Origin of the sequence: Acidovorax sp. NPDC077693, assembly GCF_044542805.1 — a bacterium.
GTDB lineage: Bacteria > Pseudomonadota > Gammaproteobacteria > Burkholderiales > Burkholderiaceae_C > Acidovorax.
Window position 1 is genome coordinate 82,373 of sequence record NZ_JBITVD010000007.1, and the last position, 12,142, is coordinate 94,514.

Annotated in this window: 12 protein-coding genes; 7 read left to right on the forward strand and 5 right to left on the reverse strand. The window is 70.1% G+C overall.

Annotation, left to right across the window (positions count from 1 at the left end):
- The first annotated feature begins 44 nt into the window (after positions 1-44).
- A complete protein-coding gene (locus ACIGHN_RS11290; RefSeq protein WP_056169476.1) occupies positions 45-446 on the forward strand; it encodes a hypothetical protein in 402 nt (133 codons plus the stop codon).
- 33 nt (positions 447-479) lie between these two features.
- On the opposite strand, the gene ACIGHN_RS11295 is transcribed toward ACIGHN_RS11290, so the two are convergent.
- Entirely contained in the window at positions 480-1,112 is a 633-nt protein-coding gene (locus ACIGHN_RS11295) for a TetR/AcrR family transcriptional regulator (RefSeq protein ID WP_056418464.1), read from the reverse strand.
- A 56-nt stretch (positions 1,113-1,168) separates the two neighbouring features.
- Between ACIGHN_RS11295 and ACIGHN_RS11300 the strand changes: the two genes are divergently transcribed.
- Entirely contained in the window at positions 1,169-3,283 is a 2,115-nt protein-coding gene (locus ACIGHN_RS11300; RefSeq protein WP_396504431.1) for an FAD-dependent oxidoreductase, read from the forward strand.
- 147 nt (positions 3,284-3,430) lie between these two features.
- Here the strand turns inward: ACIGHN_RS11300 and ACIGHN_RS11305 are convergent, their stop codons facing one another.
- Positions 3,431-4,150 carry a 3'-5' exonuclease gene (locus ACIGHN_RS11305; protein WP_396504432.1) on the reverse strand — a complete coding sequence of 240 codons (720 nt, stop codon included), beginning with the start codon at positions 4,148-4,150 and terminating at the stop codon, positions 3,431-3,433.
- A 40-nt stretch (positions 4,151-4,190) separates the two neighbouring features.
- Positions 4,191-5,771, reverse strand: a complete 1,581-nt coding sequence (locus ACIGHN_RS11310; protein WP_396504433.1) for a CYTH and CHAD domain-containing protein — start codon at positions 5,769-5,771, stop codon at positions 4,191-4,193.
- 319 nt (positions 5,772-6,090) lie between these two features.
- On the opposite strand from ACIGHN_RS11310, the gene ACIGHN_RS11315 reads away from it, so the two are divergent.
- Positions 6,091-7,707, forward strand: coding sequence for a methyl-accepting chemotaxis protein (locus ACIGHN_RS11315; RefSeq protein ID WP_396504434.1), 1,617 nt, complete (start codon positions 6,091-6,093; stop codon positions 7,705-7,707).
- 32 nt (positions 7,708-7,739) lie between these two features.
- Entirely contained in the window at positions 7,740-7,943 is a 204-nt protein-coding gene (locus ACIGHN_RS11320) for a hypothetical protein (RefSeq protein WP_056170610.1), read from the forward strand.
- Between the two features lie 61 nt (positions 7,944-8,004).
- Here ACIGHN_RS11320 and ACIGHN_RS11325 read toward each other — a convergent pair whose 3' ends face one another.
- Positions 8,005-9,288 (reverse strand): diguanylate cyclase, encoded by a 1,284-nt coding sequence (locus ACIGHN_RS11325; protein WP_396504435.1) that lies wholly within the window; start codon positions 9,286-9,288, stop codon positions 8,005-8,007.
- A gap of 90 nt (positions 9,289-9,378) precedes the next feature.
- Here ACIGHN_RS11325 and ACIGHN_RS11330 point away from each other — a divergent pair, with 90 nt between their 5' ends.
- A complete protein-coding gene (locus tag ACIGHN_RS11330; RefSeq protein ID WP_396504436.1) occupies positions 9,379-9,720 on the forward strand; it encodes a DUF6172 family protein in 342 nt (113 codons plus the stop codon).
- Positions 9,721-9,824: 104 nt separating this feature from the next.
- Here ACIGHN_RS11330 and ACIGHN_RS11335 read toward each other — a convergent pair whose 3' ends face one another.
- Positions 9,825-11,111: a DEAD/DEAH box helicase gene (locus ACIGHN_RS11335; protein WP_396504437.1), complete on the reverse strand. Its 1,287-nt coding sequence runs from the start codon at positions 11,109-11,111 to the stop codon at positions 9,825-9,827.
- Between the two features lie 183 nt (positions 11,112-11,294).
- Here ACIGHN_RS11335 and ACIGHN_RS11340 point away from each other — a divergent pair, with 183 nt between their 5' ends.
- Both ACIGHN_RS11340 and ACIGHN_RS11345 read left to right on the forward strand, forming a co-directional pair.
- Complete coding sequence (locus ACIGHN_RS11340) at positions 11,295-11,762, forward strand: DUF2721 domain-containing protein (RefSeq protein WP_056169461.1); 468 nt, start codon at positions 11,295-11,297, stop codon at positions 11,760-11,762.
- Positions 11,759-12,121, forward strand: coding sequence for a translation initiation factor Sui1 (locus ACIGHN_RS11345; protein WP_056418447.1), 363 nt, complete (start codon positions 11,759-11,761; stop codon positions 12,119-12,121). Before ACIGHN_RS11340 ends, ACIGHN_RS11345 begins: the two co-directional genes overlap by 4 nt.
- The last annotated feature ends 21 nt before the right edge of the window (positions 12,122-12,142 follow it).

Sequence of the window (12,142 nt, forward strand, 5' to 3'; positions counted from 1 at the left end):
GGCCCACCCCGCCGTACACCGCGCTCCGCGTCGAAAGGCTGCCCATGCCATCCTCCACGCTCACCCAATCGGCCCTGGCCCTGTGCGGCGCAGGCGCCGCGCTGCACCTCTACACGGTAGTGTTCAAGGCAGCGGGCGGCGAGGAGGGCGCGGGTGCCAGCGCATTTCTCATCGGCCTGTGGGTCTTCTCGTGCGCGCCGTACGCCATCTCTGCCTGGCTGGCACGGGGCCGCTGGGCGGCGTGGGCCCTGGGGGCGGCTGCCGCGTGCCTGGTGGCAGACCTGTACATGCACTACAGCGTCTTCGTGGCCCCGGCGGGCTCCACCGCCGCGCTCGGCCTGCTGTTCATGCCGCTGTGGAACCTTGTCATCATCGGCCCGGCGGGAGCATTGCTGGCCGGGGCTGTGCATTGGGCCTGGCGCCGCAAGGCGGGCGCAGCGGGCTGACCGGCAGTCGCAACAGCCGCCAGGGCCGCGCTGTCACGCCTTGACCGAGCGCCACGCTGCCGCGGCCAGCTCGCTGCGGTAGGTTTCGGGCGACGGCAGCGTGCCCGGCCCGGCGCGGTCCGAGAGCCAGGCCCGGCAATAGCTCTGCACCGGCCCCATCACCAGCGAGGGCATCAGCTCGCACGGCAAGTCCAGCACCGCACCGGCGCGGCGCTGCGGCTCGAACCAGGCCACCAGCGCCTGGTTGCGGCGGCGGGCCGCCTCGGCCAGGTCGGGCGAGCGCGGGCCCGCCGCCACGGCGCCCCGGGCCTGGAACAAGAAGCGCGCCCGCTCGGGCTGCGCCACCACCCAGTCGAGGTACCCGGTGACCAGGGCGCGCACGCCAGCTTCCACGCCGCGCGAGGCATCGAGCTGCGCCTGCACGCTGCGCGACTGGTCGTGAAAGATGTCGAAGAACAGCGCCGCCACGATGCCGTCGCGGTTGCCGAAGTGGTGATAAATGCTGCCCACGCTGGCCCCGCAGCGGGCCCGCACGCCGTCGATGGTGACCGCGTCCACGCCGCCTTCGGCCGCGCAGGCGAGGGCGGCGTTCAGGATGTCCTGGCGGCGGTCTGCGGTGGCTTCGGTCGGAGGGGCGGGCGGGTTGGGGGAAGTGCGGCTTGCCATGGCATGTAATTCTAGAATAAAGTTCTAGAAAATATTTCTAGTCCACGATGGTGCCCATGCAGTCTTCTTTCGCCGCTCCCACAGCCTTCCCTGCAGCCGCCGCCGCCACGCCCGGCGCAGCCTTGTACCCGCACCTGCTCGCGCCACTGGATCTGGGCTTCACCACGCTCAAGAACCGCGTGCTCATGGGCTCCATGCACACGGGGCTGGAGGACGGTCGCGACCTGTCGCGCATGGCGGCGTATTTTCGCGAGCGGGCCGAGGGCGATGTGGGCCTGATCGTGACCGGCGGTTTTGCGCCCAACATCGCGGGCTGGGCCAAGCCTTTTGCGGGCACGTTGTCCACGTCGGGCGCGGCGCGGCGCCACCAGGTGGTCACGCGGGCCGTGCACGAGGCGGGCGGCAAGATCGCGCTGCAGATCCTGCACACGGGCCGCTACGCCTACCACCCGCTGGCGGTGGCGCCCTCGCGCCTGCAGTCGCCCATTTCGCCGTTCACGCCGTTCGCACTGTCGGCCCGCGGGGTGGAGCGACAGATCCGCGCGTTCGTCAACTGCGCCGTGAAGGCGCGCGAGGCGGGCTACGACGGCGTGGAGTTGATGGGCTCGGAGGGCTACTTCATCAACCAGTTCCTGTCGCAGACCACCAACCTGCGCCAGGACGCCTGGGGCGGCGACTACAGCCATCGCATGCGCCTGCCGGTAGAGATTCTGGCCCGCATGCGCGAGGCCGTGGGGCCGGACTTCATCATCATCTACCGCCTGTCGATGATCGACCTGGTGCCCGGCGGCAGCAGCTGGGACGAGATCGTCACCCTGGGCAAGGCCGTGGCCACGGGCGGTGCGAACATCGTCAACACCGGCATCGGCTGGCACGAGGCGCGGGTGCCCACCATTGCCACCAGCGTGCCGCGCGCGGCGTTTGCCTGGGTCACGCAGAAGATGAAGGCCGAGTTCGCGGCGGCAGGCATTGCCACGCCGCTGGTCACCTCCAACCGCATCAACACGCCCGAGGTGGCTGAAGCCGTGCTGGCCGACGGCTGCGCCGACATGGTGTCGATGGCCCGCCCGCTGCTGGCCGACGCCGCCTTTGTGAAGAAGGCCGCCCAGGGCCGGGCCGACCGCATCAACACCTGCATCGCCTGCAACCAGGCCTGCCTGGACCATGTGTTCCAGAACAAGACCAGCAGCTGCCTGGTCAACCCGCGCGCCTGCCACGAGACCGAACTGGTCTACCGCCCCATCGCCACACCGTCGGCCCGCAAGCGCATCGCCGTGGTGGGCGCCGGGCCTGCGGGCCTGACGGCGGCCACGGTGGCGGCCGAGCGGGGGCACGAGGTGCACCTGTTCGACGCGGCGCCCGCCATCGGCGGCCAGCTCAACATGGCCAAGGTGATCCCGGGCAAGGAGGAGTTCCACGAGATGCTGCGCTACCTGACCACGCGGGTGGAGGACACCGGCGTGCAGTTGCACCTGAACCGCGTGGTGGAGGCGGCGGACCTGGCGGGCTTCGACGAGGTGGTGGTGGCCACGGGCGTGCTGCCGCGCGACCCGCAGATCCCCGGACAGGACCACCCCAAGGTGCTGAGCTACATCGACGTGCTGCGGCACCGCAAGCCGGTGGGCGAGCGCGTGGCCATCATCGGCGCGGGCGGCATCGGCTTTGACGTGGCCGAGTTTCTGACCCACGGCGAGCACCCATCCACCACGCTCGACGTGAGCGCGTGGCAGGCCGAATGGGGCATCACCGACCCGGCCGCAGCGCGCGGTGGCCTGGCACCCGCCGGGCCGCACGCCACGCCGCCGGCGCGCCAGGTGACGCTGCTGCAGCGCAAGAAGGGCAAGCTCGGTGGCGGCCTGGGCAAGACCACGGGCTGGATCCACCGCACGGTGCTCAAGATGAAGGACGTGCAGATGGTGGGTGGCGTGAACTACGAGCGCATTGCCGACGAAGGCCTGCTGGTGTCGTACGGCGAGAAGCGCGAGGACCCCACCTGGATCGCCTGCGACACCGTGGTGCTGTGCGCGGGCCAGGTGCCGCTGGCCAGCCTCGCGCAGGCGCTGGAGGCCCAGGGCCGCAAGCCGCACCTGATCGGCGGCGCGCTGGAGGCGGGGGAGCTGGATGCCAAGCGCGCCATCGACCAGGCGGCGCGGCTGGCTGCGCGGTTGTGATGGGCGCAGCACACACCACACCACGCTGCACCAGTAGGTGACGCCGCGAGCGATTCAGGCAGCGGATTTGATATAAAAAAAGGCCCTACCGCTTGATAGTCAAGCGCTAGCAGCTATTGTTTTTATAGCAATTGAATCGACCGCGCCTTACGCAGCGGGTGCGGCAGGCACCTGCAGCGCATGGAACACCCGCAGCGCTGCCCAGGCATCGTTGGCGGCGTAGAGCACCTGCGCTTCGGTCAGCCGGTCGTTGGCCCAGTTGGACGTCGCGGCCTTCTTGGATTTGAGAAAGCGCCGGTTGAACAGCACGGCCACGGCGGCCTTCACGCCCATGTCCTTGCGGTAGCCGCGTTGGCGGAACACGGTGTTGAGCTCCAGCACATCGGCGGGCTCCACGCCCAGCTTGGCCTTGATGCGCTTGGTGTCGTCCCCCAGCCCGAAGCCTGCCTTGGTCACGCCGCGCAGGGCCAGCAGCTCGGCGACTCGCGCGCGGCATCCGGCATCCTGCAGCTGAAAGACCCAGGCGTGCTCCAGCGTGGCCAGCTGCACGATGTGCGGGCCGTCCGACGCCTCCCCCTGCACGAAGGTGGGCTTGGATTCGGTGTCGAACCCCCAGGCCGTGGCTTTGCACAGCGCGTCGCGCGCGCGGTCGGCCTGCTCCTGCGTGCGCACCAGCGTGATGCTGTCCATGCCCAGCCGCTCGAAGGCGTCGAGCAGGGCGATCTGCTCCTTGCCGGGGATGGCCTGGTGGTGCGATGGGTGCGCGCGGCCGTGGGGGGCGGTGTCGGCGGTGGTGGCGGTGGTGGGGGAAGGGGTCTGGGTCTGCCCGTGCGCGAGTGCGCGCCGGGGTGGGGTGGGGGCCGTCATGCTGGGGATTGTGCCCGGTGCCCGGTGCCCGGCGGCGGGGTCAGGGCCTGCGCGCCTTTGCTGCCTTTGCTGCCTTAGGGACCTTCGGGGTCTTGGGCTTGTGCAGGCGCGGCACCTCGCCAATGCGCTCCAGGGCCTTGCGGCTGGCCGTGGTGGTGCGCTGGCGCCGGGCGGCCAGCCAGCCCACGCCGAACCAGGCGCGGGCGTCCCGGGTGGCGATCTCGGTGTACAGGTCGCTGGCCACGCGTTCGTCGTGCAGCCGGCCCAGCGCGGCCAGGGCGGGGCGCAAGCTCTGCAGAAAGGCATCGCCCTCGTCGCCATCGAAGGCGGGCACCAGAAACTCCGCCAGGTAGCGCAGGCGCTTCAAGCGTTTGCGCAGGCGGTGCTGCGCGGGCGCGGCCAGCGTGTCGATGCGGCGCCCGTCGGCGAGCACCTGGGTGCGCAGCGACTGCAGCTTCTTCTGGAGTGTGCGGCGCACGTCCTTCGGGGGCAGGGCCTGTGCGCCGTCGGTGGGCTCCGCCTTGTCGGCGGTGAAGCCCATGAGCTCGACCAGCGCGGACTGAAAGGCCGGCGTGCGCACGATGTCCGCCGCGGCATGGCCTGGGGCGTCGCCCAGCGGCATCAGCAGCGAGGCCGGTGCGCCCGCATCGCGCAGTTCGGCGTTGAAGGCGCGCAGGATCTGCTCGCGGTCGCGCAGGCTGCCCAGGCGCTGGAACACGTCCCGCAGCGCAGGCTCCCAGTGCGGGGCAAAGCGCCCGGGGGCCAGGGCGTCCAGCTCGCGCAGCGCGGTGCGCAGGCGGCGGATGCCGATGCGCAGCTGGTGGACATGCTCGGCCAGGTCGGTGGTGGGCAGCGTGGTTTCGACGATTTCGCTGGCATTGGCCAGGATCTGCACCAAGCAGTGGGACAGCACGGTGCGCTGCAGGTGGGCCGCATCCAGAAACAACGGCGCGGCGCTGCCCGCGCGCAGCGGGCGGGCCGACACCGCCGGGCGCACCCACTGCGGGGCCAGCAGCCGCTCCCCGCGTTCAGCCTTGGAAATGGTGCTCAGCACCAGGCCGTGCTGGCGTGCCCAGGTGTCGGCCAGCCGGGCCAGGCCGGCCACGGGGCCTGTTTTAAGTTCGAGCTCCAGCTCGCAGATGCGGGCCTCCTGCTGCTGCGGGGTGCCGCGGCGGGCCACCACGCGGCCGGTGTCGAGCGCCAGCTCGGCCATGCCCCCGGCAAAGCGGATGTCGCGGGTGATGCGGTCCATCTCGGTGCCGTACGTCTCTGCCAGGGGGCCGGCCGCGCCCTGCAGCGCGCGCATCAGGATGTCTCCGGCCGGCGATCCCGCATGCAGGTCGGGCTGCAGCGCGGGTGCGCCAGCCGGGCTGGCCGCGCCGCGCTCCACGTTGTGCTCGTGGCGGTCCAGCGGGCCCTCGCCCAGGGCCTTCACGGTCTGCACCCAGCGGTCGCCTTCCCGCCGCAGGCGCAGCGCGATGCCGCGGGACGACAGGGCGGCATCGGGCGTGTCGAAATAGCGCGCCTCCATGCGAATGGGCGTGTGCCGGCCGCGGCGAACGGCGGCGGTGACGGCGGCCAGTTGCGCTGGGGGAATGCAGAACTTGAATTCGATTTCCATGGTGCCCGGGATATTTTCTGTGAGTGCGAATTATCGTGGAGTGCGGTGCTGGCCGGGCGTTGGCGATGGAACCGCTGCCTGTGCAGTCATGCTACATGGCGTAGATGCCAGGTACGGTGCATTGCTTTGTTGCAGATAATCAATTTCAAGATAATGAAATTATCGTGAATGGATTATCAAGGGGCGAATGAATACCAAGTCATGATTTTGTCACTTGAAACAAATAGTATCTGAACACCGGCGGATATGTCGCACAGGCAGCCGCTTCCCAAGGCTGCCAGTCCGCCGGGTCGACCAGAAAGTTCACATGCTCCAGACCATGAAAATCGGCACCCGCCTGGCCTTGGCGTTCGCGGTGCTTTTGCTCTTGTTATCGGCACTGGCCGCAGGCGGCATCAGCGGCGCCAAGCGCCTGACCGAGCGCAGCGCGGCGCTGTATGGCGACCGCACGGTGCCGCTGGGCGTGCTGGCGGAGATCAGCCACCTCACGCAGCGCAACCGCGTGCTGGTGATGGACATGCTCATGGACCCGGGCACTGCCAACCAGGCCACCCACGCGGCGCTCACGGCGAACGTGGAGCGCATCCGCACGCTGTGGAAGACCTACACCGCCCAGCCGCTCGGTGCCGAAGAAGGCGCACTGGCCCGCGCGTTCGCACAGGCCAATGCCACCTACCTAGACCAGGGGCTGATCCCCGCCGCCGCCGCGCTGGTGGGCGGCAAGTACGACGACGGCTCCGAGCTGTACATCAACCAGATCCGGCCCCACGCCGCCAAGGTGCAGGACGCCGTGCAGCGGCTGGTGGAACTGCAGGTGCGCGTGGCGGCCGATGAATTCGGCGCCGCACGCGCCATGAGCGAGACCATCCACGTGTGGATGCTGGCCGCCACCGCGCTGGCGCTGCTGGCAGGTGCGGCGATGGCGGTGGTCATCACCCGGTCCATCTCGCGGCCGCTGCAGCAGGCCGTGGCCGTGGCGCGCACGGTGGCCGGGGGCGACCTGAGCGCGTGCATCGAGGTGCGCGGCACCGACGAGACCGCCGAGCTGCTGGGCGCCCTGCGCGAGATGAACGGCCAGCTGGTGCGCGTGATCACCGAGGTGCGCGACAGCACCGAGACCGTGGCGCGCGACGCGGTGCAGATCGCGGGCGGTGCCGAAGACCTGGCCCGCCGCACCGAGGTGCAGGCATCGAGCCTGCAGGAGACGGCCGCATCGATGGAACAGCTGACCGCCACCGTGCAGCACAACACCGACAACGCAGGCCGCGCCACGCGGCTGGCGCAAGAGGCCAGCAAGGTCGCCAACGAAGGCGGCAGCGTGATGCAGGACGTCATCGCCACCATGCAGGAGATCAACGCCCAGTCGCGCAAGATCAACGACATCATCAAGGTCATCGACGACATCGCCTTCCAGACCAACCTGCTGGCGCTGAATGCCGCGGTGGAGGCGGCCCGGGCGGGCGAGCAGGGGCGCGGCTTTGCGGTGGTGGCGGGCGAGGTGCGGGGTCTGTCGCAGCGCAGCAGCACCGCGGCGCGTGAGATCCGCGGCCTCATCACCGCCAGCGTGCGGGGTGTGGAGCGCGGCTCCACCCTGGTCGGCCAGGCGGGCGAGCGCGTGGCCAACACCGTGCGCCATGTGGACCAGGTGGTGGAGCTGATCAGCGAGATCCAGGGCGCGGGCCAGGAGCAGGCGCGCGGCATCGCGCAGATCGGCGAGGCCGTGCGCCAGCTCGATGTGGCCACGCAGCAGAATGCGGCGCTGGTGGACGACAGCTCGTCGGCCTCCACCGGCATGAAGAACCAGGCCCGGCGCCTGCTGGATGTGATCCGCCAGTTCCAGCTGGGCCCGCAGGCCGCGGCGGCCGGCGACGAGCCGCTGCGCCTGGCCGGCGCGGACACCGCAGTACAGCCCCGGCTGTCCATGGCGCCCCGGTGAACACCCGCGCCGACCACCCCGTGCCCATCCCCATGAACCGGACGGACGTCCTCATCGCCATTGCAGAGATCGCCCACACGGGCGGCGCGGCCACGCCCGAAGACGCCATCGCGCAACTGGCCATGATCATCGACGACCTGGAGCTGTCGCACGGCGGCGCCGAGCACGTGATGGAGATGCTGCTGCGCATCGCGGCCTGCCTGTGGAACCTGCAGCAGGAGCGGATGCGGATCTGACCGGGGCCCGCGGTGGCCCGCCGTGGCCCGGCGGCGATGGCCGCGCGGCCGGAGGGCGCGGTCAGTGGCCCGGCGTTTCTGGCTGCGGACCGGTGGGCTCCAGCGATGCGATCTGGTTGCGCCCCCGGTGCTTGGCCAGGTACAGCGCCTGGTCCGCACGGTCGAGCGCATCGCGCAGGCTGCGGTCGGTCTGCCGAAAGGCCCCCAGGCCCATGCTGGCGGTGATGCCGTAGGGCTGGCCTGCATCGTCGCTCAGTTGCAGCGCCCGGATGCTGGCGAGGATGCGCGTGGCCACCTCCAGCCCCTCGTCGATGGCGGTGAGCGGCAGCAGCACGCCGAATTCCTCGCCGCCCAGGCGGCCCACGACGTCGCTCGCGCGCAGCTGGCTTTTGACGGCCTGGGCAAACGCCGCCAGGGCGCGGTCGCCCTCCAGGTGGCCGAAGCGGTCGTTGATGGACTTGAAGTGGTCCAGGTCCAGCATCAGCAGGGTGATGGGCTCGCCATTGCGCAGCGAATGCGCGTACACCGACTCGGCGCATTCCAGGAACGCGCGCCGGTTGGCCATGCCGGTCAGCATGTCGGTGGTGGCCAGGCGCTGCAGCTCGCGCTCCAGGTTCTTGCGCTGCGTCACGTCGCGGTAGATGCCCTCCACACCCGCAAAATGGCCGGCGTGGTCGTACAGCGCGTGGCTGCTGATGGAGATATCGATCACCTGGCCGTCGCGGCGCACCATCTGGCCGGGGAAGTCCGAGACCTCGCCCTGCGCGAGGATGGCCGCCTTGAACGCATCGCGGTCGGAGCTTTGCGGGTAGTACGACTCGGCCGTGCGGCCCTCGATCTCGTGCGGCTCGTAGCCCAGCACGCGCCGCACGGCCGGGCCCACGTGCTGCACCACGCCCTGCGCATTGGTGCGGTAGTACACGTCCTGCATGTTCTCGAACAGGCGGCGATAGCTCTGCTCGCTCTCGCGCAGCTCGGCCTCGATCTCGCTCTGGTGCGTCATGTCCAGGCCGGTCATCAGCACGGCGGGGGCGCCCTCCCAGTCGATGGCGACGCTGCTCACCAGCACCATGCGCAGCTGGCCCTGCTGCGTGCGCACGCGGAATTCGGAGGATTTGTTGGGCCGGCGGGCCTGCTCGGGCCCCGCCACCTGCCGCACGCGCCGGTTGGAGCGGCGCTGGTCCAGCGGGTGCACGAACTCGGCGAGCACCCGGCCGACCAGCAGCTCCGGGCTGTCGAACCCCAGCAGCTGCGCACCCGCCGCATTGGCAAAACGGACGGCCCCGTCCTGGGTGACCAGTACCGCCGCCGGCAGCGCTTGCAGCAGATCGATGGGGTGGTGCATGGGTGTGGTTGTCACCGGAGGTTGTGCCCCATTGTGGCACCTGCTTTTTGGTGTGGGAATGGGTGAATGTCAGGGGCGCTACCATCACCCATGAGAAAAACTTTCCAACTCCACGCCGAAGGCAAGCATCCGGACCGCATCCTGGACGCCGTCAAACACGAAATCCGCAAGTACATCAAGCGCGAACGCCGCCGCGATCTGCCCCCAGGCGCCGACTACTGGGACTTCGATTGCCGCTTCGGCAGCACCCAGGACGCGGCCGAGGTGGTGCACCTGTCCGCGCTGACCGAGCGCATCAATGCGGTGGCGGCCGAGGGTGGCCCGCAGTTCTACGTCGAGATCTTCGCCAAGCCCGGCCAGCGCAAGGCGCGGCCCGCTGGCGCAGAGCCTCATGGCGAGGGCGATGAGGGGATGGGCGACGAAGAGGCCTGACCCAGCCGACCCGGTGACAGCGGGGCGGCCCGGTCGCTGGGTGACGAGGTCACACCACGAAGCGCTGGAGGCATACCCCGGCGCTTTTTTGTTGCTGCCGGGGTCTATCCCTTTCCGGGCTCTGGTTCTGCGCCAGCGGCTGCGGCCGCCGCTGCAGCAGCCCGCAGCTTGTCCTTCTTGCTCGGGCGCCTGCCCTTGATTCCGCCCGTGCCGGCGGGTGACTGCGCATCGGGCGCAGCCGTCGGGGCCGTTTCGGTGCGCTCGAAGCCTGCGAGCTGCTCCAGCGGCAGGGCCAGGTGCTGGCGCTTTTCGATCAGCCGGAAGTGCGCCTCGGCCTCGGCCGTCACAAAGCTCACGGCCACGCCGCTTTCGCCCGCGCGGCCCGTGCGGCCGATGCGGTGCACGTAGTCCACGGCCGAGCGCGGCAGGTCGTAGTTGACCACTGCGGGCAACTGCGCAATGTCGATGCCGCGTGCGGCCAGGTCGGTGGTCACCACCACCTGCCAGCGTTCATCCTTGAACTCCTGCAGCACCTGGTTGCGGGCGCCCTGGCTCAGCCCGCCATGGAACGGCGAGGCGAAGATGCCGGCCTTGTAGAGCTTTTCAGCCACATGCTCGGCCGCGTACTGGGTGGCCACGAACACCAGCACGCGCGACCAGCCGTGCTCTTTGACCAGGTGGCGCAGCAGCTGGGTGCGGCGGGCAGCATCCACCGCAATGGCGCGCTGCTCGATGGAAGGCTCGTTGCCCGGCGTGTGGGGTACTTCGACCCGCACGGGGCTCTTGAGCAGTGCATCGGCCAGCGCCTGCACCGCGGCCGGGAAGGTGGCCGAGAAAAACAGGTTCTGCCGCTGCGTGGGCAGCAGCGCCAGCACGCGTTGCAGTTCCTCGGCAAAGCCCAGGTCCAGCAGGCGGTCGGCTTCGTCCAGCACCAGGTGCGCCACGGCGGACAGGCGCAGCGCGTTGTGCTCCACCAGGTCCAGCAGGCGCCCGGGCGTGGCCACCACGATGTCGGCGCCGCCGCGCAGGCCCAGCATCTGGGGGTTGATCGACACCCCGCCGAACACGATGGCCACCTTCAGCGGCTGCTGCAGGTGCTGGGCCAGGCTGCGCAGCACCTCGCCCACCTGAGCGGCCAGCTCGCGCGTGGGCACCAGCACCAGGGCGCGCACGCGGCGCGGCCCGGAGGTGGCGCTCAGGGGCAGCAGCTGCAGCAGCGGCAGGGCAAAGGCGGCGGTCTTGCCCGAGCCGGTCTGCGCGGCGCCCAGCACGTCCGAGCCTTGCAAAATGGCCGGTATGGCCTCGGCCTGGATGGGCGTGGGCGCAGTGAACCCCAGCTGGGTGGCGGCATGGACGAGGGCCGGGGACAGGCCGAGGGAAGCAAAGGGCATGGGCAGGGGGCAGGGCGGGCGCACTCAAGGCACATCCGGAAGGGGCCGAAGGGCGCTGCGCGTGGAGGAAGGGAAGGCGCCATTGTCGCCGCAGTTGCGGCTGCGGCACAGGGGCTGCCCGGGTTCGGGCGGTGGCACCGATAATCAGGCCGCCTGCTTTTTCGTCACTTCTTCTTCGCAACCATGGCCCTGACCCTCGATCCGTCCAACATCACCCATGGCATCCAGCTCGCGGTGGCGCCGGTGTTCCTGCTCACCGCCGTCTCCGGGATGATCGGCGCCGTGGCCGGCCGCCTGGCCCGCATCATCGACCGGGCGCGTGTGGTGGAAGACCGCGCACGCGCCAACACCGAGCCCGAATTCCTGGCCCGTGCCTACAAGGAACTGGCCGACCTGCGGCTGCGCGGGCGGCTGGCCAATGGCTGCATCGGGCTGCTCACGTTCTGCGCTTTCCTGATCGGCATCACCATCATCCTGCTGTTCCTGGGCGAGACGACGAACTTCCAGTCCAACCGGCTGGCGGTGGCGGGCTTCCTGGCAGGGGTGGCCTCATTCCTGCTCGCGCTCGTGTGCTTTCTGACCGAAACGCTGCTGGCCACGCGCCTGCTGGACTTTCACATGCTGCAGAACGAAGTGGAGCACAAGCGATGAAGTCGTTCGCGGACCTGGGCGGGCTGGTGTACTCCACCGACGCGGGGCGCATGTGCCCGGGCTGCCGCCAGCCTGTGGCGCAGTGCGTCTGCCACCAGAACAAGCCGCTGCCCACGGGCGACGGCATCGTGCGCGTGTCGCGCGAGACCAAGGGCCGCGGCGGCAAGGCCGTGACCCTGGTCAAGGGTGTGCTGGTGGACGACGCCGCGCTGGAGCAGCTGGGCAAGCAGCTCAAGGCCGCCTGCGGCAGCGGCGGCACGGTGAAGGACGGCGTGATCGAAGTGCAGGGCGACCATGTGGACCGCGTGATGGCCGCGCTGCAGAAGCTGGGCCACAAGGTCAAGCGCGCGGGCGGTTAAGGCCGCGCCGCCGACCGCCGG